Source organism: Shimia sp. FJ5 (assembly GCF_032918335.1).
GTDB lineage: Bacteria > Pseudomonadota > Alphaproteobacteria > Rhodobacterales > Rhodobacteraceae > Shimia > Shimia aestuarii_A.
In genome coordinates this window covers 1-22,985 of sequence record NZ_JAWJUV010000006.1, presented here as the reverse complement: position 1 = coordinate 22,985, position 22,985 = coordinate 1, and the positions used below count along the sequence as shown (strand labels likewise).

Genomic DNA, 22,985 nt, shown 5'->3' with positions numbered 1-22,985 from the left:
TGCAATGGACAGCCTCATCTCCGACAAGTATCGACAATGGATGGCACGACAGATTGAAGATACCAAGATAGTGAGTGACGATCTAAGCAAGTCGGAGAGGACCCGCGAAGCCATACTCGCTGCGGCCGCGCGACTTTTTCGGTATGAAGGCTATCACGCAACGACTATGCGCGACATCGCGCAGGAAGCTGGCATTGAGGCCGGCAGCATTTATTATCATTTTCAATCCAAGGACCAGATTCTGAGCGAAGTTCTCGATCTTGGCGTCCGTCAACTATATGAGGCGGTCAGTGAAATCGTTCGGTCGGCACCGACAAGTTCGGAGGATTTTCGCAAGACTTTCGGACTGCTGATTGAAACACATCTGAACTATCTCTTGACCGACAGCGACTTCACATCAGCCAATATTCGGAACTATCCGATGTTGTCGGACGAAACACGCGCCCCGCATCGCGAATTGCGTGCATCATATGCAGGGGCCTGGGGCAAATTCCTGAATGACGCCAAACGCGCCGGCCACCTTCGAAGCGACATATCCACTGCTGTGATCCGCCAGTTCATCCTGAGTGCCATGAACTGGACCGTAGAATGGTACGATGTCGACAAGTATCCGGTGCGCATCCTCGCGGAACGAATGAGTAAGCTGATACTTGACGGAATGTGTCCACATCGCAAGGCGGGTACCGAAGGCTTGAAGCTGTGCCCCGCCACTCCCGCCAAAACCCCGGATCCCGACAGCAAGGCGGCTAAGACCCGTGCAGAAATTCTAAAGGCCGCAGCGCGCGTTCTGAGGGACAATGGCTACAAGGCGACCACGCTGAGAAAGATCGCGGAAGAAGCGGACATGAAAGCGGGCAGCGTCTATTACCATTTCAACTCCAAAGAAGCGATCGTTGACGAAGTTCTAAACGCCGGACTGAGGGACTTGCTATCAGGTGTCGAAGCCGCCGTTCGGAAATTCGATGCCCCGTACGATCATCACGCCAAGATAGCGACTGCAATCTGGGCGCACCTGGATTTCCTCTTTAAGGCAAGCGAATTCACCTCGGCGAATATCAGAAGCTATGGAATGCTCCCCAATCATTTCAGGGAGAGGCACAGGGGTATTCGCCATGAGTATGGAACACTCTGGGATCGGATACTCCGTGAAGCTCAGGACGACGGTGCCATACGGTCGGATATCAAGATCGTCCCCTTGCGCCAGGTGATGTTGGGTGCCTTAAACTGGACGGTGGAATGGTTCGACCCGAACAAGGCAGGAGTGGAAGGATATCTATCACTGCCTGAATTCTCCAGCATGCTCATCAATCTGTTACTGGAAGGCATTTGTAACCGGGAAGCGGCCCCGTCCACAGGACAAGGTAGCCCTGAAAGCGGTTGCCCCGGTCAGACCAGAAGGAAGTGATACAGCCCTTCGGCAACCGCCTTTTCCCGATCCGTCTGCCAGCTGAGCACGCTGACGCTTGCCATCCGCTTGCCTTTGCGCGTGACGTTAGCGCGCGCAAAAAGCGGTCCCTTCACACCGGGTCTGAGGTAATCGACGGTCAGGTTGATCGGTTTGGCCGGAACGTCGGCGAAATCTGGCTGTACCGCGATGGCGGCAGTGGCCTCCATAAAACTCGCGATCATTCCGCCATGGTAGTACTCCATGATCGGGTTACCGATATGGCGGTCATCAAAGGTCATTTCCGCCTCAGCATGGAGACTGTCTAGACTTCTGACCTCAAAGTTGAGAAATCGGAAGAACGGCACCCGGGATACATTGGCATTGACAGTTTGCACGTCCATCACGAGGTTTTTCCTTTTGTCATTGCGTCAAACAGGCTGGTTTCGCCGCGCGTCAATGCAAACGAGGCGGTTCCCCTGGCTATTTCAGCATCCTCATGGCCCGCGAACCAGACGCTGCCGGAATTGAAGGCGATGTGGCGGGTCTTGCGAAAACAATGCGCTTGAACGATGACATCCGCGCGCGAACGGGCCGGGCGCAGGTAATCAACTCTGAGGTCAAGAGTGGCCATGGTACTGACGCCTTCGATGGCAACAAAGTTCGCCAGTCCAAAGACACTGTCCAGAAGTGCCGTCAGGATACCACCGTGGAGCAGCGATTGTTCCGCATCGACGCAAAAGTCCGGATTGAACGGCATCCGAACCCGAACACCTTCGGTCGAGACCTCTTCGATCTCAAGCGCCATATGCGTTATCAGACCCTTGCCGCGCGCATTCCACATCTGCGCGATTTGCTCCATCTTCTTTTGGGTGATGTCTGACATGCGATCTTTCCTTTAACGCCCCGTGAAATTGGGTTCTCGTTTTTCGACGAACGCAGCAACCGCCTCGTGGTGGTCTTCGGTCTGATGCATGAGCGCCTGATAGGCCGCCGCGGAATTCAGGAAATCCGGCAGGTCCATCCGTTCGGCATTGCGCATCAGACGCTTGGCGACCCGCACCGCGCGCGGCGGTTTCGCGGCGATGACAGCGGCCCGTTCGCGGGCACGTTCCATCAATTTTTCATGAGGCACGAGTTCAAGCACCATACCAAGCTCCAGCGCTTCCTTGGCCTCGACCATGCGCCCTGAGAAGGTCAGATCGGCGGCCTTCTGGTGGCCCAGACGACGCAACAGGAACCAGCTGCCCGCATCGCCCGGAATGATTCCGAGATTCAGAAACACCTCGCCGAACCTTGCTTTTTCCGACGCGATGCGCATGTCGCACATCATGGTCAGGTCGCACCCCGCGCCCACCGCCGGGCCGTTGACTGCGGCGATGGTCGGAATATCCATGTTGTAGAGCGCAAGCGGCAGCCGCTGCACCCCATCAACATAGCTCTGCGCCGCCGCCAGCGGCTCCTTGCGGAACACGCTGTCGGGATCGTTCATTTCCTTGATGTCGCCGCCGGCACAAAAGGCCGGGTCGGCGCCGGTCAGGATCATCACGCTGACCTGAGGATCGGCCTGCACCTTGGCGAAGGTCTTCAGAAGGGCAGCGATCATGTCGTTTCCGGTGACCGGGTTGCGCCGCTCGGGATCGTTCAGCGTAACCGTGGCGATCCTGTCGGAAATCTCCAGAAGGACGGGCTGTTTATTCATTCTTGCCATCTCCCCGTTCGCGTTTTTCGAACATCGCGGGGTTGATCATGTCCCGCGCGTCATGACCCATATGCAAGGTCTCACCGCCGTCTACATAAATGTCTTCTCCGGTGATGAAACCGCCAAGTTTCGAGGCCAGGAAAATGATCGTGCCTGCGATGTCCTCGGCCGCCCCCATCCGGTTTAGCACCGAGCGGTTCAGCTTTTTCCACTGTTCCGGCGGAATCGGATAGCGGCCAAGCGCATCGGTCTTGATCGTGCCCGGCGCGACACAGTTCAGCCGGATGCCGTACTCGCCCCATTCGGCGGCCAGCGTTTTCATCATGCCCGTCACACCGGCGCGGGCGGCGACGGTGTGTGTAAAGCCGGTAAGCGCGGTGCGCGCCGAGATGGCGGTGACAAACACAACCGATCCACCATTGTCGTACATGAAGTGATCGGCAGCGGCGCGTGTCATTTGCCAAGACCCTATCAGGTTGTTGCGGATCACGGCTTCGAAGCCCTTGTTGGTGATATCGCGGGCGGCCGCGATATACTGGCCGCCGGCATTGTTCACCAAGACATCCAACTGCCCATAGTGGTCCTTGATCCGCCCCATCGCAGTTTCGATACTGTCTTCGTCGCGGGTGTCTCCGGGCACGACAAAGGCCTCGCCCCCCGCCGCGCGGATCATTTCGGCGGTCTCCTCCAGCGGCTCTTCCCGGCGCGCGAACAGCGCAAGCCTGGCCCCGCAAGCGGCCATTTCGATCGCCGTCGCCCGGCCCATTCCAGATCCAGACCCCGTGACCAGGGCAACCTGGCCCGCCATGAGATCCGACGCGTAACGCCTTGATTTCGCTTCGCTCATGTTCCGCCCCCTTAGTTCTTCAGCAATTCGCCGGAGATGATGAGTTTGCGAACCTCCTGGGTGCCCGCGCCGACCTCAAGCACGCGACCGGTTCGGTACAGCCGGTTCACTTCGGTATCACGCATGTAGCCTGAGCCGCCGTGAATCTGGACAGCTTTGTCCAGCACGAAGGATGTCGCCTCAGCGGCCTTGTAGATCGCCGCAGCGGTGAGCTTGTGGATTTCGCCGCGCCCGCCTGCGCCCTCTTCGAGGCCCTCACACATGGCTGCGGTGCGCAAGGACAGGCTGCGCGCGGCCTCGATCTGCGTATACATGTCGGCCAGCATCGCCTGAACCATCTGAAAACTGGCGATCGGTTTGCCGAATTGCTGGCGTGTCTTGGCGTAATCGATGGAAATATCCAGCGCCCGCTGCGCAATGCCCAGAGCGTTGAAACAGACGATGCCACGTTCCAGATCAAGTCCGGACATGGTAACGGCAACCCCGCCATCCAGCTTGCCGACCATGTTTCTGGCCGGAACACGGCAATCTTCGAATACCAGTTCGCCCGTCGGCGAGCCGCGGAATCCCATCTTGTTGAGCTTCTGCGCCACCTTGAAACCGGGCGTGTCGGTTTCCACGATAAAGGCGGAAATGCCCTTGGCCCCTTTTTCGGGCGATGTCTTGGCATAGACCAGCACCAGATCGGCAATCGGCCCATTGGTGATGTAGATCTTGGCGCCGTTCAGGATGTAGTCGTCGCCATCCTTTTTGGCCGTGGTCCGCATCGAGCCAAGCGCATCGGACCCCGCACCGGGTTCGGTCAGGCCCAGAGCACCCACCAGCGTGCCGTTGCACAGGCCCGGCAGGTATTTTCGGCGCAACTCGTCATTGGCGTTGCGATAGATGTTGTTGACGCACAAATTGTCATGGGCCACATGGGTCAGTCCGATGGCCGCCGAGGCCCTAGACATTTCCTCGGTGATGATACAGGCCGAGGTAAAGTCGAGCCCGGCCCCGCCGAATTCCGGCGGCACGTTCAGGCCGAGATATCCCATCTCGCCCAGCTTGGGGAAAACCGAAGACGGCAGGTCATCAGTATCGTCCATTTCCGCATTCAGATGGTGGAACTCGGACATGAAGAACTTGCCGGACTGATCGGCCAGGGCCTGCTGTTCGTCCGTCATGAAATGTGTTGGCAGAGCGGTGTCGTTGCGCAGTTGCTTGTTCATTGTCTCGTCCCCCTCAGGCGCGCAAAAGTTCTTCGGCAATGATGATCTTGCGGACTTCGCTTGTACCCGCGCCGATTTCCAGCAGCTTGTTGGCGCGGAACAGCCGGTTGATCTCGGTGTCCTGCATGTAGCCAGAGCCACCATGAATATGGCAGGCTTCGGTCACCGCCTTGTTGAATGCCTCGCCGGCGTAAAGACAGGCCGCCGCCGTCAGTTTGTGGATTTCGCCGCGGCCCCCGGCGCCTTTCGGCAGGCCGGTACAGGCGGCCAGCGCGCGATAACCGAAGGCGCGCGCGGTTTCGACCTCGGTGTAGATCTCGGCCAGTTTCGACTGCATCATCTGGAAACTTGCGATCGGCTTGCCGAATTGTTCGCGGATCTTGGCGTATTCCAGCCCCAGTTCCAGCGCGCGTTCGGCCATGCCGACACAGACCGATGCGACCATGGCGCGTTCCAGATCCAGCCCGCTCATTACCACCGAAACGCCGGTGTTTTCCGGTCCAACCATGGCGGATGCGGGTACGCGGCAATCCTCAAACACCAGTTCTCCGGTTGGCGAGCCGCGAAAGCCCATTTTGTCAAGCTTTTGTGCCACCTTGAAACCGGGATTGTCCGTCTCGATGATGAAAGCAGAAATGCCCTTGGCGCCCTTCGACTTGTCGGTTTTGGCATAAAGCAGGATCACATCGGCAATGGGGCCGTTGGTGATGTAAATCTTCGAGCCGTTGATGACATAATCATCACCGTCGCGGCGGGCAGTGGTGGCCATGGATCCGAGCGCATCGGATCCCGCACCCGGTTCGGTCAGGCCCAAAGCACCGACGAGCTCGCCCGAGCAAAGGCCCGGCACGTATTTCTTCACCTGCTCTTCGGAGCCATTGCGCAGCAGGTTATTCAGGCACAGGTTGTCATGCGCCCCGTGCGAGAGGCCCACAGCCGGATTCCACTTCGAAATCACCTCGGACACCAGCGCCTGGGTAAACTCGTTCTGCCCCGATCCGCCCAGCTCCTCCGGCGCGGTAATCCCCAGCAGGCCCAGCTCGCCCATCTGCTTGAACAGATCATCGGGCCACCATTCCTCGTCATCCATGCGCGCCTGCAGCGGGTGCAGCACCTCGCGCGATACCCGATCCACGTGATCGACGATCTGGCGTTGCTCATCAGTCAAAGAATAGTTCGCCCTGATGGCTTCCAGATCAGCCGAGATGGCCTCACTTTGAGCGGTCATATCGTCCTCCCGAAAAATGTTGTTTGCGTTGTTGACCAAAATCAAACATATGTTAGAAAATAGATCAAGCCAAGCTTTTGACGACCTTACGTAAGAAAGCGCGGCGTCCTAGAATACAGGGGGGAGCTTCGGAAATGACTGAGAGCGTTGTTCAATCGCAGGTGCTCGGCAAAGAAGTGAGTATCACGATTCGACGTCCTGAAAATCGAAATGCCCTCAACCGTGAGGTCGCAGACGGGATCATGGCCGCCATATGTGCTGCCGAGAGGGACAGCGATTGCCGCGTGATCGTTCTGACCGGCGAGGGCGAGCGCGCCTTCTGTGCCGGGGGCGACATCAAGGCGGGGGCGGATGGCGGCCCGTTTGTTCAGGATCCGGCGGACCCGGATCATTTTGCCGGAAGGTTGTTCGAGACGATACAGGCGTGCCGAAAGCCAACGATCGCGCGCATCAATGGCGTCGCGATGGGGGCGGGAGCGGGCATCATCTGTGCCTGCGATCTGGCTGTGATGGCGGATCATGCCCGCATCGGAACGCCGGAAGTGAAGGTGGGTCTGTTTCCCATGACGATCGTGCCACCCATGATGCGCGTGCTGCCCCGGCGGAGGCTGATGGAGATGTTCATCACCGGCGTTCCTCTGACGGCCGAGGAAGCCCTGCAGTTCAATCTGGTCAACTATGTGACCGATGCCGCGGGGTTGGACGACAAGGTTGCAGAACTGGTTGCCCAGATTGCTGCGCAGTCGCCGAGCGCGATCCGGCTGGGAAAATACGCCTGCCACGCGATGGAGGACATGACCTATCCGCAGCAGATGCGGTTTGCAGAAACACTGTTACCGCGAGTAGCGCAGACCGAAGACGCGCGCGAAGGCTTTGATGCCTTCATCTCGAAGCGCAAACCTGAATGGACGGGCCGCTGATCAAACGGGGAGGAGAGGAATATGTCGGAACGCAAGCTGCGCATCGGATGCGCGTCGGGCTTCTGGGGCGATACGCCGGAAGCGATCGGTCAACTGGTCTCAAAGGGCGAGATCGACTATCTGGTGTTTGACTATCTGGCAGAGGTGACAATGTCGCTGATGGCGCGGGCCCGCGCCAAAGCGCCCGAGACGGGCTATGCGCCGGACTTCGTCAAGGCGCTGGCACCCTGGTTGCCGGATATCAAGGCAAAAGGGATCAAGGTCGTTGCCAATGCAGGGGGCGTGAACCCGCGTGGCTGCAGCGATGCGCTTGCCAAAGCCGCCGCCCAGGCCGGGATCGATCTGTCCATCGGAGTCGTGCTAGGCGATGACCTGTTGCCCAGGGCCGATGAAATTCGCAAAAACGGTCAGACGGAAATGTTCTCGGGTGTCGCATTTCCAGATGATATCTGGAGCATGAATGCCTATCTGGGTGCCCGCCCCATCGCTGCCGCGCTGGATGCCGGGGCCGACATCGTGATCACCGGACGCTGCGCCGACAGCGCGGTCGCGCTTGGTCCCCTGATGCATGAATACGGCTGGGGCGACGATGACTGGGACAAGCTCAGCCAGGGATCGCTGGCCGGCCACCTGATCGAATGCGGCCCCCAGGGAACCGGCGGCAACTTCACCGACTGGCAGGACGTGCCGGGTTGGGACAATATGGGCATGCCCATCGTCGAGGTGTCCGAAGACGGCAGTTTCATCATGACCAAGACGCCTGACACCGGCGGGCTGGTCGTGCCCGGGTCAGTCGGAGAGCAGATGCTCTATGAAATCGGGGATCCGCGCGCCTACCTGTTGCCCGACGTGATCTGCGACTGGTCCGGGGTCACCCTGGAGCAGGTCGGACCCGATCAGGTGCTGGTCAAGGGCGGCAGGGGGCTTGGGCGCACCGACAGCTACAAGGTGTCGGCGACCCATGCCGATGGCTGGCGCGCGGTCTCTACCCTGACACTGGCCGCGATTGATGCACCCGCCAAGGCCGAACGTGTGGCCGAGGCGATCCTGACCCGCTGTCGCCGGATTTTCCGCGACCGCAACATGGGCGATTTTCGGCAGGTCAGCGTCGAGGTGCTGGGGGCCGAGGCTGCCTATGGCGCAAATGCGCGCGCTCGAACCCGCGAGGTGGTGCTCAAGATCGGCGCGGTCCATGACGATCGCGCCGCGCTGAACATCTTTGCCGGCGAAATAGCACCGATGGCGATTTCGACCGCGCAGGGTCTGACCGGGTTCTTCGCCGGACGGCCCAAGGTGCAACCGGTGGTCCGCCTGTTCTCCTTCCTTCAGAGCAAGGCCGAGACCCCCGTCGCGGTCGAGGTCGACGGCAAGGATGTGCCCGTGAGCGTGGCCACTACGCCAGTCCACCTTGATCCACCTGCCGCACCGCCCGCAGATAGCCGCGAGCCCGGCCCGGACGCTGTCAAGGCCCGCCTCGTCGATCTGGCCTGGGGCCGCTCGGGCGACAAGGGGGATATCGCCAATATCGGCATCCTCGCGCGCAAGCCGGACTACCTGCCATATATCCGCTCGGCTCTCAGCGAAGAGGTGGTGAAGGACTATTTCGCCCATGTCTGCGAAGGCAAGGTCGAACGGTTCGACCTGCCCGGAAGCCATTCGCTGAATTTCCTGCTGCATGACTCGCTGGGCGGGGGGGGCATCGCTTCGGTCCGCATAGACCCGCAGGGCAAAGGGTTCGCGCAGATGCTGCTTGATATCGAAATTCCCGTGCCAGCCGATCTGGCCGCACGTGACGGACTGAATGCCGCGGCCCGGAACTAAGAGGACGACACCATGACCATTTCGAAACTCCTGGTCGCCAATCGGGGCGAGATCGCGGCGCGCGTGCTGCGCACCGCCAAGGCCCGCGGGCTTGCGACGGCCGTGTTGCGTCATGTCGCCGAGCAAGAGGGGCCAGCGCATCTGATCGCAGATGAGGTCGTGATGATCGACGGCCCGACGCCCGTGGCCGCCTATCTCGATATTCCTCAGATCGTCGAAGCCGCCAAAGGGATCGGCGCGGACGCGGTTCATCCCGGCTATGGCTTTCTGTCAGAGAATGCCGGTTTTGTCGCGGCGCTGGAAAAAGCCGGAGTGACCTTTGTCGGCCCGACGTCCGAGGTCATCGACCTGATGGGGGACAAGGTCCGCGCCCGCGCCTTCGTCGAGGAACGCGGGTTTCCCGTCGCCCCCTCGGCCATCGAGGATGATGATCCGGCGAGCTTTGTCGAACGCGCCCGCGCCGTGGGCTATCCGCTGCTGATCAAACCCTCGGCCGGCGGTGGCGGCAAGGGCATGCGCGTTGTGCGCGAGGACAGCACGCTGGAAACCGAAATCGAAACCGCGCGCCGCGAAGGCGAACGATATTTCGGCGACGGGCGGCTTTTCGTCGAACGCTATATCGAACGCCCGCGCCATATCGAGGTGCAGGTGATGGGCGACGGACAGGGCAACGTGGTCCATTTCTGGGAACGTGAATGTTCGATCCAGCGCCGGTTCCAGAAGATTATCGAGGAAACGCCGTCACCGGCGCTGACCCCCGAGCAACGGGATGAGATCTGCGAGACCGCTGCCGGAATTGCCCGTGCCGTCAAATACCGCGGGGCAGGGACCGTTGAATTCATCTATGCGCAGGACGGGGCCTTTTATTTCCTGGAAATGAACACCCGCCTTCAGGTCGAACATCCGGTGACCGAACTGGTGACCGGCTTCGATCTGGTTGCCGAGCAGCTGCGTGTCGCGGCGGGCGACGGGCTGAGCGCCGTGCAGGCGGATATTCCCCAAACCGGACACTCGATCGAACTGCGCATCTGCGCCGAGGACGCGACGGCCGATTTCCGGCCCGCGATCGGCGATATCCTGCTGCTGGACGAACCCCAGGGCGAGGGGATCCGCGTGGACAGCGGCATTCTGGATGGCGGCAAGGTGACAACCGACTTCGACCCGATGTTGTCCAAGCTGATCGTACATGGCCCGGATCGCGCGCAGGCCATCGCCCGTGCCCGGAGCGCGGTGCAAAGCTATGTGATTCTCGGGGTAACGACCAACACTGGTTACCTGGATGCAATCCTTGCACATCCGGATTTCGCCTCTGGTGACGTTTCAACTGGCTTCCTGGCTGAACAATCCGAAACGCTGACCGCGCCGGGCGAAGATGTCTCTGACTTGCTGATAGCGGCGGCGGCCCTATCGGACGAGCGCCTGGTGAGTGACGTAATGCAGATACCGGAAATGTACCGCAAGATGGGCGGGTGGAGAAACTGATGCAACGGATTTTTCAGATCGACGGAGAAGAGACTGATTGCTGGCTGGGTCATGATGGCAGCCGGTTCGTGCTCAATACCCCCACTGGCGCTGTTGCCTGCCAATTGGACCCGACGGGTCTGCCGGGCGGTTACAAGCTGCGGGCCAAGGGTGTTGTGCGCGAATTGCGACTGGCCGTGGGGCCGGAAGCAACTTTTGTGCACATGGACGGGCGAACCTACGAAGTCGGGCGGGTTGATCCCGCCGAACGCCTGGCCGGAAGCGACGGTGGCGCGAGCGACGACCGATTGGTGGCGCCCATGCCGGGTGTCGTGGTGTCGGTTGCGGTTAAACCCGGCGATGCGGTTGAAGAAGGCCAGCCGCTTCTGGTGATCGAAAGCATGAAGTTGGAAACCACACTGACGGCGCCGCGCGGCGGGGTCGTTGCCGAAATGCCATTCGCCGAAGGCGACAGTTTTGGTCTGAAAGACATCCTGGCCCAATTGGCCCCGGAGGAGGAGTGACAATGCGCAGGATTGAAAGTCAGATCGACACCAATGCCGCCGACTACAAGGCAAATTTCGCCGCCATGTCTGAACGGCTGAAGGAATTCCACGCCCGCCAGCACGCGGCGCGTTTCGAACGTCCGCAACGCGATATCGACCGCCTTGCCCGCCAGAACAAACTGGGCGTGCGCGAGCGGTTGAAACTGCTGCTGGACCCCGGCACTCCGTTTTTGGAGTTTTCCACACTTGCCGCCTGTCGCGAATACGATGGCACCGTGCCTGGCGCCGCTGTGGTGACGGGCATCGGTATTGTGCAGGGTCGCGAGGTCGCCATCCACGCCAACGACGCTAGCGTCAAGGGCGGGGCTTGGTATCCACATACGGTCAAAAAGGTCGTGCGTCTTCTGGATGTCGCGCTGGAAAACCGCCTGCCGGTCATCCATATCTGCGACAGCGCGGGCGGTTTCCTGCCGCTGCAGCACGGGGTGTTTCCCGACCGGTATCTGGGCGGGCGGGTGTTCCGCAACCAGGTCAAGCTGAGCCAAGCCAATATCCCGCAGATTGCCGTGGTCGGCGGACACTGCACGGCTGGCGGTGCCTATGTGCCGACGCTGAGCGACTACAACATCATCATCGAAGGCACAGGCGCGATTTTCCTTGGCGGTCCCCCGCTGGTCAAGGCGGCCACCGGCGAAGAGGTCGGTGTTCAGGAACTTGGTGGGGCGGTTATGCATACCTCGGTTTCGGGAACCGGCGACTACCGAGCCGCCACTGAACAGCACGCCTTTTCACTGGCGCGCGAGATTGTCAGCCAATGGAAGCGCACCCCGAAAACGATCATCGAAACCGCCGCTTTTGAAGAGCCATACTACGACCCCAAGGAGCTTTATGGGATCATCCCCAAGGACCGGAAAACCCAGTTTGATATGCGCGAGGTTCTGGCGCGGATCGTCGATGGCTCGCGCTTTCACGAATACCAGCCCGACTATGGCACCACGATGGTTTGCGGCTTTGCCCATATCTGGGGTTACAAGGTCGGCATCCTTGCCAACAACGGGGTGCTGTTCAACGACAGTTCGCTCAAGGCAGCGCATTTCATGCAGTTGTGCAACCAGAACCGCACGCCTCTGGTCTTTTTCCAGAACATCACCGGCTATATGGTGGGCCGCGAATACGAAGAACGAGGCATCGCCAAGGATGGCGCCAAGATGCTGATGGCGCAGGGCGGCTCGGTCGTGCCGAAGTTTACCGTGATCGCCAATGCGTCTTACGGGGCCGGCAACTACGGGATGTGCGGACGGGCCTGGGACGCGCGCACGCTGTTCATGTGGCCCCAGGCCGAGATCGGCGTGATGGGGGCGGATCAGGCCGCAAATACCATGGCGGACGTCAAGATTCGGCAGCTTCAGCGCGAAGGCAAAGAGCTGACCGAAGAAGAAATCGCCGCGATCCGCGAACCGGTGCTGGAAAAATACAAGCGCGATGTCGAGGCTTATACCTCGACATCGGAATTGTGGGACGACGGCATCCTCGATCCGGCGGACACACGCAACGCGCTTGGCATGTCGATTTCTGCCTCGCTCAATGCACCGATCGACGATCCGCACTACGGGATCTTCCGTCTGTAAAGGCTTGAGGGACGGCACACCGGGTCTGGGAGTGCCGTTCCGCGTCAAAGCGCTTCCATCTGGCGCTTTCGGAATCTGAAGTAGTCCTGACCGGTCCGGTTCCCGGACAGGTCAGGACGATGTCCGCCGCGCCTCCTGAATGGAGACGACGTCAGAGGCCGCCATGCCGGGCCGGTTTGCCTCGACCGCCTTCAGCGGCTCGACCGGCGTCAATCCGGCCAGACAGTCGCGCGCAAGTTGCTGGTATTCCGCGGTGCCGCGCGTTTTCCACGCGATTTCTTTCTCGCTGACCTCGCGGATCACCTTTGCCGGCGATCCCACCACCATCGAACGCGGCGGAATCACGGTTTCGCCACGCACAAACGCCTGCGCGCCGACAATCGATTCCGCCCCAAGCTCTACACCATCCATAATGACGGAATTCATTCCGACCAGAGCGTTCCGGCCCACTGTGCAACCGTGCAGGATCGCGCCATGGCCGATGTGGCCGTCGCTTTCCACCACGGCGTCGCGGCCGGGAAAGGAATGGATGATGCAATTGTCCTGAACATTGGCTCCATCCCCGATCACGATCCTGCCGAAATCGCCCCGCAAGCTTGCTCCGGGGCCGATGTAGCATCCATGACCCAAGATGACATTTCCGATCAGAACGGCCTGGGGGTGGACATATGTATCCTCGGACACGACGGGTATAAAACCCTTGAACTCATAACAGTATGCCATTCCGACCACCTTTCGTAAGCTGAGTGCTAAACGCTTGTCAGCGGTTGCGCCGGGACCAGAATCCCTCAATTGTGCCGCCAATCAGGGCGTGTGGCCCGAAAACAAACACAAGTTAGAAAATAGCGCAAGCTCCCTACGTCACAGCTTGGCGATATTGACACTTCCCAAGGTTGGAATTTAAAATCTAACAAATGGTAGAAAATAGGCTGGCGGACCGATTAGGGTGGCCTGACCGAACTTGGGAGAGAGAGAAATGACAGACAAAGCCTATGTTGCAGGCGTTGGGATGGTCCCGTTCCAGAAGCCGGGAAAATCCGAAAGCTACGATGTGATGGCGACCGCTGCGACCCGGTCCGCTCTGGCAGACGCGGGGTTGGATTATGATAAAGTCCAACAGGCCTATGTGGGCTATGTCTATGGCGACAGCACCTGCGGTCAGCGCGCCTTGTACCATGTCGGAATGACAGGCATCCCGGTTCTGAATGTGAACAACAACTGCTCGACCGGATCGTCCGCCCTGTTCCTGGCCAGGCAGGCAGTTGAAAGCGGCGCGGTCGAATGTGCTCTGGCACTTGGGTTCGAACAGATGCAGCCTGGCGCAATCGGTGCGATGTTCCATGACCGGGTCAGCCCGTTTGCGGCATTCGACAATGAAACCGACGAACTGGTTGGCAGTGCCGAGATCCCGCTGGCGCTGCGGTACTTCGGCGGTGCGGGCAAGGCGCATATGGACGAGTTCGGCACCCCCCTGGAAACCTTCGCAAAAATCCGCGCCAAGGCCAGCCGACATGCTGCGAAGAATCCGGTTGCCCTGTTCCGGCAGGAGGTGACGGCGGAAGACGTCATGGCCGCCCAGGTCGTCTGGCCCGGCGTCATGACCAAGCTCATGGCCTGTCCGCCAACCTGTGGCGCGGCCGCCGCGATCATTTGTTCCAAGGAATTCGCCGACAAGCACGGACTGGACAGTTCGGTTCGGATCGCGGCGCAGGCCATGACGACGGACGGCCCGGAAACTTTCGAAGCCCATGACATGCGCGAAGTGGTCGGCTTTTCGATGGCCAAGCGCGCCGCCGATCAGGTTTACGAGGACGCGGGCATCGGGCCCGAGGACGTGGATGTGGTCGAACTGCACGACTGTTTCGCCCACAACGAGCTTATCACCTATGAGGCGCTTGGCCTTTGCGGTCGCGGCGAAGCGGCGAAATTCGTTGATGATGGCGACAACACCTACGGCGGAAAATACGTGACCAACCCGTCGGGCGGTCTTTTGTCCAAAGGCCATCCGCTTGGGGCGACCGGCCTAGCGCAATGTACCGAGCTCGTTCAGCAGCTTCGCGGCCAGGCAGATGCGCGCCAGGTTGATGGCGCACGTCTGGCGCTTCAGCACAATCTGGGCCTCGGCGGGGCCTGCGTCACCACGCTTTATGAAAAAGCCTGATAGCGCCTTTCGGGAGGAATCAATATGACTGGAAAACTCGACGGGCGCGTGGCGCTGGTCTCGGGCTCGGGCCGGGGCATTGGCCGCGAAATCGCTCTCAAACTGGCCTCGGAAGGGGCCCGGCTGGTGATCAACGATCTGGACGCCGGTCCGGCCAATGAAACCGCCGAGGCGGTGCGCGCAATGGGAGCTGAGGCCGTGGTCTGTGCCGGCAGCGTTACCGAAGACGGTTTTGCCGAACGGTTCATCAAGACCGGCGTGGACAGTTTTGGCGGGTTAGACATCATCGTGAACAACGCAGGCTACACTTGGGATAGCGTCGTTCAGAAGATGTCCGACGAACAGTGGCAGGCGATCATCGACGTCCACCTGACGGCACCTTTCAAGATCCTGCGCGCTGCCCAGCCGGTGATCAGCGCCAAGGCCAAGGAAGAGGCCGCCGCCGGGCAAGAGGTGTTCCGCAAGGTAGTCAACATCTCGTCCATCGCAGGGACCGGCGGCAATGCTGGCCAGATCAACTATTCCGCCGCTAAGGCCGGTATCCTAGGGGTCACCCGGACGATGGCCAAGGAATGGGGCCGCTATAAGGTCAACGTCAACGCCGTCGCCTTCGGCCCGATTCGCACCCGCTTGACCGAAGGCAGCGCGGATGGCGACAGCACGATCAAGGTCGAAGAAAAAGAGATCAAGGTCGGCGTGAATCCCGATCTCCTGTCCCAGATGGAGCGCATGATCCCGCTGGGCCGGGTCGGCACTCCGGAAGAAGCTGCCGGTGCCGTCTATCTGTTCTGTGCGCCGGAATCGAACTTCATTTCAGGCCAGCACGTCATCTGCGGTGGCGGTTTCGTGATCTAAGGCAGTTGCCCGGACCCGATGACGTGGTCCGGGCAAGCACATTAATGTCTGGGCGGCCTCTTGGCGGTCGCCAATGCGGAATTTTCCGCAAACTCTAGTCTGGCACGATCACGACGATTGACTCACTTGAGTTATTAACCTAACAGTCGTTAGTTAGGTGTTGGGGGATACGAAAGTCTATGGCACAAAACGCGGCAATCAAAGTCAACGAGACATCGCGCAGCGCGGTTGGACGGGACGGGGTGCTGGACATTGCCGCGCGGCTTTTCCGCGAACAAGGCTACGGGTCCGTTTCGCTCCGAAAAATTGCCGAGGCCGCCGGGATCAAGGCGGGTAGCATATACTATCATTTCGGTTCCAAGGACGAGATCGTCGCGGCCGTTCTTGATGCAGGGATTCGAGTCGTTCACGCGAGCATGAGAGACGCCATCACCGACCTGCGGGCCGATACCGACGGCGAAACGGTACTGCGCGCCGCGATCCGGGCGCATCTGCGCGCGCTTCTTGATGTGAGCGATTATACATCGGCGAATGTGCGTATTTTCGGGCAGGTGCCGCAATCCGTCCGGGATGCCAACTTGCCTACGCGAAGGGCCTATGAGGCAGAGTGGGACAGTCTTCTGTCCCAGCTTAAGAAAGACGGCACGCTGAAGCAAGACGTCGATATCCGTCGCCTGCGCCTGATGCTGATCGGTACATTGAACGCCACGCTCGATTGGTTCGACCCGGACCGCGGTAGCGCCGATGCGTTGTCACGCACCTATGCCGATGTGTTCCTCAACGGGATACTCCAAAGACAGGATACCTGACTTCATGGCACGTCTTGAAACAGCGGTGCTGACCGCATCAGAGACCTACACCCGCAACCACGCCGCACAAAGCGAGCGCGTCGAAACGCTGCGCGCGCGGATCGCCGAAGCAACGGCTGGCGGCCGCCCCGATATGGTCGCGCGGCATCGCAAGCGCAGCAAGCTGTTGGTCCGCGAACGGATCGACCTGCTGGTGGATCCGGGCACTGCGTTTCTTGAGCTGTCGTCGCTTGCCGCCTACGGTCAATACGGGGGCGAGGTGCCCGGTGCGGGGATCGTGACCGGTATCGGGATCGTCCACGGGCTGCCCTGCGTTGTGATCGCCAACGATGCGACAGTGAAGGGTGGGTCTTTCTATCACGAAACCGTGCAGAAACACATCCGCGCCCAGGAAATCGCAGCCGAGAACCGGCTGCCCTGCCTCTATCTGGTGGATTGCGGCGGTGCCTATCTGCCAGAGCAGGACCGGGTTTTCCCCGATGCCCGCCATTTCGGCAATTCCTTTTATCGTCAAACCAACATGTCCGCGAGCGGCCTGCCGCAGATCTCGGCGGTCTTTGGAGGCTGCACGGCCGGTGGGGCCTATATCCCGGCCCTGTCGGACGAAGTCATCATGGTACGCGGCAACGCACGCATCCATCTGGGCGGCCCCTCGATCGTCAAGGTGGCGATCAACGAAGAGGTTGATGGAGAAACATTGGGGGGGGCCGAGATGCATTCGCGCTTCTCCGGTGTGTCTGACCATCTGGCCGAGGACGAGTATCATGCGCTTGCTCTGATGCGCGACATCGTATCCGAACTGGGCCTGTCGCGCCCGATGGGTCCCGATGCAACCTGCGCGCCGCCGGCGCGCAACCCAGAGGAACTGCTTGGCGTCATCAGCGCCGATCGCAAACAGCCCTATGACATGCGCGAGGTTCTGCTGCGCATGATCGACGCCGGCGAATTCCGCGAATTCAAGCCCGGATGGGGTGAGACGCTGGTCTGCGGCACCGCGCGGATTCACGGCTATCGAGTGGGCATTCTCGCAAATAATGGGGCGCTTGTGTCCGACAGTTCGCTCAAGGGCGCGCAATTCGTGTCGATGTGCGATCAACGCAACATCCCGCTTTTGTTCCTCCACAACATCTCGGGCTTCATGGTCGGCACCGAAGCCGAGCGCGGCGGCATTGCCAAAGACAGCGCCAAGCTGGTCTATGCCATGTCGGTTGCCAAGGTGCCGCGCCTGTCGGTCCTCTTGGGCGGCTCATACGGGGCAGGCAACTACGGCATGTGCGGACGTGGTTTCGCCCCGAATTTTCTCTTTGCCTGGCCCACGGCGGAACTGGCCACCATGTCTGCCGACATCGCCACAAATGTGATGCTGGAACTGCGCCGCCAGAAAGGGGGCGACCCGGGCAAGATGGAGGCCGACATGAAGCTGATCGAGGAGCAGGTTCGGGCCCAGTACGGTGAACAGTCCGATCCCTATTATGCCACCTCGCGGCTTTGGGATGACGGGCTGATCGAACCCGCGCAAACCCGCGATATCCTTGGCCTGTGTCTGGCCATCGTGACATCGGTGCCCGAAGCCGGGCGCCATACGCCTGTATTCAGAATGTGAGGCTTCAAGTTGACCAATACCTACAACACGATCCTTATCGAAACCGATGCGCGTGGCGTCGCCACGCTGACGCTCAACCGCCCCGACAAACACAATGCGCTGAATGGCGAATTGATCGCAGAGCTATACGATGCCGCCGAAAAGCTGGCTGCAGATGACGATGTGCGTATTGTGGTCCTGACCGGCGCGGGCAAGAGCTTCTGCGCGGGCGGCGATTTCAACTGGTTCGCCTCTAATGTCGAGAAAACCCGTAGTGAAAGGGTCGCACAAAGCGCCACGCTGGCGCGGCTGTTGCGCCGTCTTGACACGCTGCCCAAACCCTTGATCGGGAGGATCAACGGCCCGGCTTACGGTGGCGGTGTCGGCATGATCTCCGTCTGCGACTACACCATCGGCGCCGAAGGCGCGCGCTTCGGTCTGACCGAGGTAAAACTGGGCCTTCTGCCCGCGAATATATCGCCTTATGTGGTGGCCCGCATCGGCAAGGTGCATTCGCGTGAAACCATGCTGTCGGGGGCGTTGTTCGACACGGCCCGCGCCGAGCGGATCGGTCTGTTGACCGAGGTTGTCGCGCCGGGCGACCTGGACGCCACGGTGAACCGGGTGGTGCATGATCACCTTCAGGCCGCGCCGGGTGCCGTGGCCGATACCAAGGCGCTGATCGCCTATGTCGCGTCCCACGATCTGGAGACCAACATGATCTACACCGCCGACCGGCTGGCCGATGCGTGGGAGACTGAGGAAGGTATCGAAGGCATCAACAGTTTCATCAACAAGGGCGTTCCGTCATGGCGGGTGAAATGAGCTTCACCCGCGTTCTGATCGCCAACCGGGGCGAGATTGCCCGGCGCATCCAGCGCGGGTGCCGCAAACTGGGGCTGGAAAACGTAGCGGTGTTTTCGGACGCGGACCGCGACGCGCCCTTCGTGGCCGAGGCCGATCATGCCGTCTGCATCGGTGGGGCCGCCCCGTCGGACAGTTATTTGAACGTCGAGGCCATCCTTGAGGCCGCGCGGGCGACGGGCGCGTGTGCGGTGCACCCGGGCTATGGTTTTCTGTCTGAGAATGCCGGTTTCGCGGCGGCGGTCGAGGCGGCGGGCCTTGTGTTCATCGGGCCGGAACCCGACGCTATCGCGCGGATGGGCTCCAAGATCGAGGCCAAGGCTGCCGCCGAAGCCGCAGGCGTGCCCGTCCTGCCCGGCTATCGAGGCGAGGATCAGTCCGACGCGCGCCTGCTGCAAGAGGCCGAGGCGCTAGGCACCCCCTTTCTGGTCAAGGCCAGCGCCGGCGGCGGCGGACGCGGGATGCGGCTGGTCTCCGATCCGGGCGACGCACCCGAAGCGATTGCATCTGCCCGGGCCGAAGCGCAGAGCGCCTTCGACGATCCGGCGGTGTTCCTCGAACGCTATGCACCCCGTGCCCGCCACGTCGAAGTGCAGGTTCTGGGCGACACTCACGGCACCGTGCTGCATCTGGGCGACCGCGATTGTTCGCTGCAACGCAACCACCAAAAGCTGATCGAAGAAGCCCCCGCCGCCGATCTTCCCGAGGCTGTGCGCGACCGCATGCGGGCGGCAGCGGTGCGGTTGGCGCAGGCGATCGGCTATCGCTCCGCCGGGACGGTGGAATACCTCTATGACCCCGGGCGCGGTGAATACTACTTTCTGGAAATGAATACCCGGTTGCAGGTGGAACACCCCGTGACCGAGGCGATCACCGGCATCGATCTGGTCGAATGGCAGTTGCGCATCGCGCGGGGCGAGCCGCTGGCGCTGACGCAAGGCGATGTGCAGTTTGACGGGCACGCCATTGAAATCCGCATCGCCGCCGAAAACCCGGCCGAGAATTTCCGCCCCGAAACGGGCGAGATCAGCCTTTGGGCTCCGCCCGCCGGCGTGCGGCTCGATACCGGGGTCGAGGCAGGCTCGGTCGTCAGCCACCATTACGATTCGATGATTGCCAAGCTGATCGTCCACGCGCCGGATCGGGCCGGTGCGATCCGCCGGGCGGTTGTCGCAATGGATGCCTTTGCAGTCGGTGGCGTCGGTCTGAACCTGGCCTATCAGCGCGCGTTGCTGACACACCCGGATTTTGAGGCGTTCCGGCACCATACCTCAGGCCTGCCCGAGATGTTTCCAGGCGGCTGGACTGAACCGTCCGCTGATCCCCGGGACATGGCCCTTGCCGCGATGGCGCTGCATCTGCATCTCGCCCCGGCGGGCGCGTCGCCCTGGGAAAGCCTGGGGTCATGGCGGCTCACGGCCCCTGCGGGGTGGCCCGGTGCAGCATCCTATTGGGAGACGACAAAAGACGACCCGATCCGCGTAAACGGCTCCGGGTCGGTGTTGACAGCCGTACAGCCGGACGGCCAGACCATCACGGTCGAGAGTGCCGCCTTAACAGGATGCCGTCTGAGCGGACGCATCGACGGGGTTCCGTTTTCGCGCACCGCCTATGTCGCGCGCGCGCCGGGTCACTGGCGGGTGCACCTGCAAACCCCTGCCGGAATGACCGCGACAGACCTGCGCACGCTGGAAGACCAGCATCTGCAACGTGCCACCGGCGGGTCTGGCGTCGCTGACCTGTTGTCCGCACCCATGCCCGGCGCCGTTGCCGAGGTGCGTGTCGCACGCGGCGACCGCGTTAAAGCCGGTGACACGCTTGTGGTGCTTGAGGCCATGAAGCTGTTGCAAAGCCTGCCCGCGCCGGTCGCGGGCGTAGTGACGGAAATCTATTGTGCACCGGGCGACACGGTTGCCGGGCACGCCCCACTTATCAAACTCGATCCAGAGGAAAACACATGACCAGACAAGACAACATCACCGCGGCCTCCGGCCCGTTCAACGAAGACCTCAACTTGATCCGCGACCAGCTGCGCCGGTTCATCGAAACCGAGGTGACCGCCAAGGCCGAGCCCTGGGAGGAGGAGGGCATGGTGCCCCGCGACGTGCTGCGCCGGATGGGTGATCTCGGCGTTCTGGGGATGCGCTATGACGAACAGTATGGCGGCGCGGGGCTGGACGTGATGTCCAGCGTGGTTTTGGCCGAAGAGGTCGGGCGATCCACCTTTGGCGGATTCTCGGCCACGGTTCTGGTCCACACCGACATGGCCTCGCCGCATCTGGAAAACGCCGGCAAGCCCGAACAGAAGGCGCGGTGGATGCCGTCGATCACCTCTGGCGAAATGATCACCGCCGTCGCCGTGACCGAGCCGGGCGCGGGCTCGGACGTGGCCGGCATGCGCACCCGCGCGGTGCGGGACGGGTCGGATTGGGTGCTGAACGGCACCAAGATGTTCATCACCAACGGCGTGCATGGCGATCTCTACTTTGTCGGCGCCAAGACCGATCCCGATGCCAAGGGGTCGCGCGGGATCACCATGTTTGCGGTCGAAAAAGGCACGCCGGGCTTTTCGGTCGGACGGGCGTTGAACAAGACCGGCTGGCTGTGCTCGGACACTGCCGAACTGATCTTCGAAGATGTCCGCATCCCGGCCGAAAACGTTCTGGGCGAGGTCAACCGCGGCTTCTATTCGGTGATGAAGAACTTCCAGAACGAACGCATCGTCCTGGGTGCGATGGCCTGTGCCGAAGCGCAAACCGCGCTGGACATGACCGTGGATTACGTCAAGCAGCGCAGGGCCTTTGGCGGCGTTCTGTGGGACAAGCAGGCCGTGCGCCAACGGCTGGCCGACTGTCAGACGCGGATCGCGGCAGGACGTCAGCTGGTCTATCACGCCGCCGGTCTGGATGCCGCGGGCGGTGACTGCGTGAAAGAGGTCTCGATGGTCAAAGCCTATTGCGGCGAACTGGTGAACAGCGTGCTTTATGACTGCGTCCAGTTTCACGGCGGCATGGGTTATATGCGCGAAACACCGGTGGAACGCATGTCACGCGATGCCCGTGTGCAGGCCATCGGCGGCGGGGCGAGCGAAGTCATGTTGGAAGAAGTCGCCAAGCGCATGTGAGCTTACTATCCAAATAATTAACAATCTACAGAAGCAAGGACGAAAAAGATGAATCTGGAAACCACTCAAAGCCAATCAGTCGCAAGTGATGGCTCAAGGGTCGTTGCGACGTTTTCCTCTATCTCAGCTTCATGATCTCTTCTCTGAAGGCCTCGGTCGGTGTGCGCCACCCAAGGCACTTTCTGGGAGTTCCGTTCAGGCGGTCACAAATCGTCTTCATATAGCGATTTGAGAGCGCCGCGAGCTGGGTATCTCGAGGCAGGTATCGGCGGGCACGCTTGTTCAGGTTCTCGACCGATCCTTTCTGCCAGGGAGCTTGAGGGTTGCAAAACCAACTTTCTGTACGGATGCCGGATTGAAGCCTGCGCCATTCCCGGAACTCGAAGCCTCGGTCGAAGGTGTTCGAACGCCGTGCCGACTGGGGCAGGGGCTCCATCACATCCATCAGCTTATTCATCAGATGCGTTGAGCTGCGATCATTGTTGCGGAACAGCACAGCAAAGCGGGTTTTTCGCTCGCCCAGAGAAGCGACGTTCATCTTTCCCTGGGCGCGTTCAAAGATCATCAGATCGCCTTCCCATTAACCGAAGGTCTCACGGGTCTTCACATGCTCCAGGCGTTGATGGATGGACCTATCTGTTGGGAAAACCTGGCCTCTGGGCCGTCTGGCATAGCGCGGCTATCGTTTCTTCCGGCGACTGGGTAGGTGGCGCGCCAGCCGCTCGGATTGGCCTTCGCGACTGTAGACATAGGCGTAGGGGTCTGCTCCGGCTGAGTGCAGAATGACACCTTAAGCGTCGAGCACGCGTTTTCCATATTCGCGCAGGTTGCCTTTAGGGTCGACGTACCGGTACAGCGTGACGGGTTTCACGCCCAGTTCGT

21 protein-coding genes are annotated in these 22,985 nt (G+C 60.9%); 13 read left to right on the top strand and 8 right to left on the bottom strand.

Features of this window, described 5'->3' with window-relative positions; translation table 11 throughout:
• Nucleotides 1–4: 4 nt before the first annotated feature.
• On the top strand, nucleotides 5–1,405 hold the full coding sequence (locus tag R1W01_RS16135) for a TetR/AcrR family transcriptional regulator (RefSeq protein ID WP_243613898.1): 1,401 nt from the start codon (nucleotides 5–7) through the stop codon (nucleotides 1,403–1,405).
• Here the strand turns inward: R1W01_RS16135 and R1W01_RS16130 are convergent.
• From R1W01_RS16130 to R1W01_RS16105, 6 genes are read right to left on the bottom strand one after another with little or no spacing between them, the layout of a single operon-like run.
• Entirely contained in the window at nucleotides 1,387–1,788 is a 402-nt protein-coding gene (locus R1W01_RS16130; protein ID WP_243613907.1) for a PaaI family thioesterase, read from the bottom strand. The two genes, R1W01_RS16135 and R1W01_RS16130, sit on opposite strands and share 19 nt — an antisense overlap.
• Nucleotides 1,788–2,270: a PaaI family thioesterase gene (locus R1W01_RS16125; RefSeq protein ID WP_027264417.1), complete on the bottom strand. Its 483-nt coding sequence runs from the start codon at nucleotides 2,268–2,270 to the stop codon at nucleotides 1,788–1,790. Before R1W01_RS16125 ends, R1W01_RS16130 begins: the two co-directional genes overlap by 1 nt.
• Before the next feature lie 12 nt (nucleotides 2,271–2,282).
• Nucleotides 2,283–3,086 (bottom strand): enoyl-CoA hydratase-related protein, encoded by an 804-nt coding sequence (locus R1W01_RS16120; RefSeq protein ID WP_243613897.1) that lies wholly within the window; start codon nucleotides 3,084–3,086, stop codon nucleotides 2,283–2,285.
• On the bottom strand, nucleotides 3,079–3,933 hold the full coding sequence (locus tag R1W01_RS16115) for an SDR family NAD(P)-dependent oxidoreductase (RefSeq protein WP_027264419.1): 855 nt from the start codon (nucleotides 3,931–3,933) through the stop codon (nucleotides 3,079–3,081). The genes R1W01_RS16120 and R1W01_RS16115 overlap by 8 nt, the downstream gene beginning before the upstream one ends.
• Before the next feature lie 11 nt (nucleotides 3,934–3,944).
• Nucleotides 3,945–5,144, bottom strand: coding sequence for an acyl-CoA dehydrogenase family protein (locus R1W01_RS16110; protein WP_243613896.1), 1,200 nt, complete (start codon nucleotides 5,142–5,144; stop codon nucleotides 3,945–3,947).
• Between the two features lie 13 nt (nucleotides 5,145–5,157).
• Complete coding sequence (locus tag R1W01_RS16105; protein ID WP_051372710.1) at nucleotides 5,158–6,372, bottom strand: acyl-CoA dehydrogenase family protein; 1,215 nt, start codon at nucleotides 6,370–6,372, stop codon at nucleotides 5,158–5,160.
• 134 nt (nucleotides 6,373–6,506) lie between these two features.
• On the opposite strand from R1W01_RS16105, the gene R1W01_RS16100 reads away from it, so the two are divergent.
• From R1W01_RS16100 to R1W01_RS16080, 5 genes are read left to right on the top strand one after another with little or no spacing between them, the layout of a single operon-like run.
• Nucleotides 6,507–7,292: an enoyl-CoA hydratase-related protein gene (locus tag R1W01_RS16100; protein ID WP_243613894.1), complete on the top strand. Its 786-nt coding sequence runs from the start codon at nucleotides 6,507–6,509 to the stop codon at nucleotides 7,290–7,292.
• A gap of 21 nt (nucleotides 7,293–7,313) precedes the next feature.
• The gene (locus R1W01_RS16095; protein WP_243613893.1) at nucleotides 7,314–9,113 is read left to right on the top strand and encodes an acyclic terpene utilization AtuA family protein; all 1,800 of its coding nucleotides are present in this window, start codon (nucleotides 7,314–7,316) and stop codon (nucleotides 9,111–9,113) included.
• Between the two features lie 12 nt (nucleotides 9,114–9,125).
• Entirely contained in the window at nucleotides 9,126–10,595 is a 1,470-nt protein-coding gene (locus R1W01_RS16090; RefSeq protein ID WP_243613892.1) for an acetyl/propionyl/methylcrotonyl-CoA carboxylase subunit alpha, read from the top strand.
• Complete coding sequence (locus R1W01_RS16085) at nucleotides 10,583–11,098, top strand: biotin/lipoyl-containing protein (RefSeq protein ID WP_317275316.1); 516 nt, start codon at nucleotides 10,583–10,585, stop codon at nucleotides 11,096–11,098. Before R1W01_RS16090 ends, R1W01_RS16085 begins: the two co-directional genes overlap by 13 nt.
• A gap of 2 nt (nucleotides 11,099–11,100) precedes the next feature.
• Nucleotides 11,101–12,708: an acyl-CoA carboxylase subunit beta gene (locus R1W01_RS16080; RefSeq protein ID WP_027264426.1), complete on the top strand. Its 1,608-nt coding sequence runs from the start codon at nucleotides 11,101–11,103 to the stop codon at nucleotides 12,706–12,708.
• Nucleotides 12,709–12,819: 111 nt separating this feature from the next.
• Here the strand turns inward: R1W01_RS16080 and R1W01_RS16075 are convergent, their stop codons facing one another.
• A complete protein-coding gene (locus R1W01_RS16075; protein ID WP_317275315.1) occupies nucleotides 12,820–13,431 on the bottom strand; it encodes a transferase hexapeptide repeat family protein in 612 nt (203 codons plus the stop codon).
• A gap of 253 nt (nucleotides 13,432–13,684) precedes the next feature.
• Between R1W01_RS16075 and R1W01_RS16070 the strand changes: the two genes are divergently transcribed.
• The 7 genes from R1W01_RS16070 (at nucleotide 13,685) to R1W01_RS16040 (ending at nucleotide 22,103) form a co-directional block, all read left to right on the top strand.
• Nucleotides 13,685–14,869, top strand: coding sequence for a lipid-transfer protein (locus R1W01_RS16070; RefSeq protein ID WP_138424257.1), 1,185 nt, complete (start codon nucleotides 13,685–13,687; stop codon nucleotides 14,867–14,869).
• Between the two features lie 24 nt (nucleotides 14,870–14,893).
• Nucleotides 14,894–15,724: an SDR family NAD(P)-dependent oxidoreductase gene (locus R1W01_RS16065; protein ID WP_067927628.1), complete on the top strand. Its 831-nt coding sequence runs from the start codon at nucleotides 14,894–14,896 to the stop codon at nucleotides 15,722–15,724.
• A gap of 179 nt (nucleotides 15,725–15,903) precedes the next feature.
• Nucleotides 15,904–16,533 carry a TetR/AcrR family transcriptional regulator gene (locus R1W01_RS16060; RefSeq protein WP_243613890.1) on the top strand — a complete coding sequence of 210 codons (630 nt, stop codon included), beginning with the start codon at nucleotides 15,904–15,906 and terminating at the stop codon, nucleotides 16,531–16,533.
• A 4-nt stretch (nucleotides 16,534–16,537) separates the two neighbouring features.
• A complete protein-coding gene (locus R1W01_RS16055; RefSeq protein WP_243613889.1) occupies nucleotides 16,538–18,136 on the top strand; it encodes an acyl-CoA carboxylase subunit beta in 1,599 nt (532 codons plus the stop codon).
• 9 nt (nucleotides 18,137–18,145) lie between these two features.
• Nucleotides 18,146–18,940 carry a crotonase/enoyl-CoA hydratase family protein gene (locus R1W01_RS16050; protein WP_028288551.1) on the top strand — a complete coding sequence of 265 codons (795 nt, stop codon included), beginning with the start codon at nucleotides 18,146–18,148 and terminating at the stop codon, nucleotides 18,938–18,940.
• Complete coding sequence (locus R1W01_RS16045) at nucleotides 18,937–20,940, top strand: acetyl/propionyl/methylcrotonyl-CoA carboxylase subunit alpha (RefSeq protein ID WP_243613888.1); 2,004 nt, start codon at nucleotides 18,937–18,939, stop codon at nucleotides 20,938–20,940. The genes R1W01_RS16050 and R1W01_RS16045 overlap by 4 nt, the downstream gene beginning before the upstream one ends.
• Nucleotides 20,937–22,103 carry an acyl-CoA dehydrogenase family protein gene (locus R1W01_RS16040; protein WP_243613887.1) on the top strand — a complete coding sequence of 389 codons (1,167 nt, stop codon included), beginning with the start codon at nucleotides 20,937–20,939 and terminating at the stop codon, nucleotides 22,101–22,103. Before R1W01_RS16045 ends, R1W01_RS16040 begins: the two co-directional genes overlap by 4 nt.
• A 118-nt stretch (nucleotides 22,104–22,221) precedes the next feature.
• Here R1W01_RS16040 and R1W01_RS16035 read toward each other — a convergent pair whose 3' ends face one another.
• Nucleotides 22,222–22,671 carry an IS30 family transposase gene (locus tag R1W01_RS16035; protein ID WP_317275373.1) on the bottom strand — a complete coding sequence of 150 codons (450 nt, stop codon included), beginning with the start codon at nucleotides 22,669–22,671 and terminating at the stop codon, nucleotides 22,222–22,224.
• Nucleotides 22,672–22,985: the final 314 nt, after the last annotated feature.

Bases quoted from the DNA above. Each gene is read 5' to 3' on its own strand.
- R1W01_RS16130 (WP_243613907.1), bottom strand. From the start codon at position 1,788: ATGGACGTGCAAACTGTCAATGCCAATGTATCCCGGGTGCCGTTCTTC.
- R1W01_RS16045 (WP_243613888.1), top strand. From the start codon at position 18,937: ATGAGCTTCACCCGCGTTCTGATCGCCAACCGGGGCGAGATTGCCCGG.
- R1W01_RS16110 (WP_243613896.1), bottom strand. From the start codon at position 5,144: ATGAACAAGCAACTGCGCAACGACACCGCTCTGCCAACACATTTCATG.
- R1W01_RS16125 (WP_027264417.1), bottom strand. From the start codon at position 2,270: ATGTCAGACATCACCCAAAAGAAGATGGAGCAAATCGCGCAGATGTGG.
- R1W01_RS16135 (WP_243613898.1), top strand. From the start codon at position 5: ATGGACAGCCTCATCTCCGACAAGTATCGACAATGGATGGCACGACAG.
- R1W01_RS16100 (WP_243613894.1), top strand. From the start codon at position 6,507: ATGACTGAGAGCGTTGTTCAATCGCAGGTGCTCGGCAAAGAAGTGAGT.
- R1W01_RS16065 (WP_067927628.1), top strand. From the start codon at position 14,894: ATGACTGGAAAACTCGACGGGCGCGTGGCGCTGGTCTCGGGCTCGGGC.
- R1W01_RS16060 (WP_243613890.1), top strand. From the start codon at position 15,904: ATGGCACAAAACGCGGCAATCAAAGTCAACGAGACATCGCGCAGCGCG.
- R1W01_RS16040 (WP_243613887.1), top strand. From the start codon at position 20,937: ATGACCAGACAAGACAACATCACCGCGGCCTCCGGCCCGTTCAACGAA.
- R1W01_RS16105 (WP_051372710.1), bottom strand. From the start codon at position 6,372: ATGACCGCTCAAAGTGAGGCCATCTCGGCTGATCTGGAAGCCATCAGG.
- R1W01_RS16075 (WP_317275315.1), bottom strand. From the start codon at position 13,431: ATGGCATACTGTTATGAGTTCAAGGGTTTTATACCCGTCGTGTCCGAG.
- R1W01_RS16115 (WP_027264419.1), bottom strand. From the start codon at position 3,933: ATGAGCGAAGCGAAATCAAGGCGTTACGCGTCGGATCTCATGGCGGGC.
- R1W01_RS16080 (WP_027264426.1), top strand. From the start codon at position 11,101: ATGCGCAGGATTGAAAGTCAGATCGACACCAATGCCGCCGACTACAAG.
- R1W01_RS16120 (WP_243613897.1), bottom strand. From the start codon at position 3,086: ATGAATAAACAGCCCGTCCTTCTGGAGATTTCCGACAGGATCGCCACG.
- R1W01_RS16055 (WP_243613889.1), top strand. From the start codon at position 16,538: ATGGCACGTCTTGAAACAGCGGTGCTGACCGCATCAGAGACCTACACC.
- R1W01_RS16070 (WP_138424257.1), top strand. From the start codon at position 13,685: ATGACAGACAAAGCCTATGTTGCAGGCGTTGGGATGGTCCCGTTCCAG.
- R1W01_RS16090 (WP_243613892.1), top strand. From the start codon at position 9,126: ATGACCATTTCGAAACTCCTGGTCGCCAATCGGGGCGAGATCGCGGCG.
- R1W01_RS16095 (WP_243613893.1), top strand. From the start codon at position 7,314: ATGTCGGAACGCAAGCTGCGCATCGGATGCGCGTCGGGCTTCTGGGGC.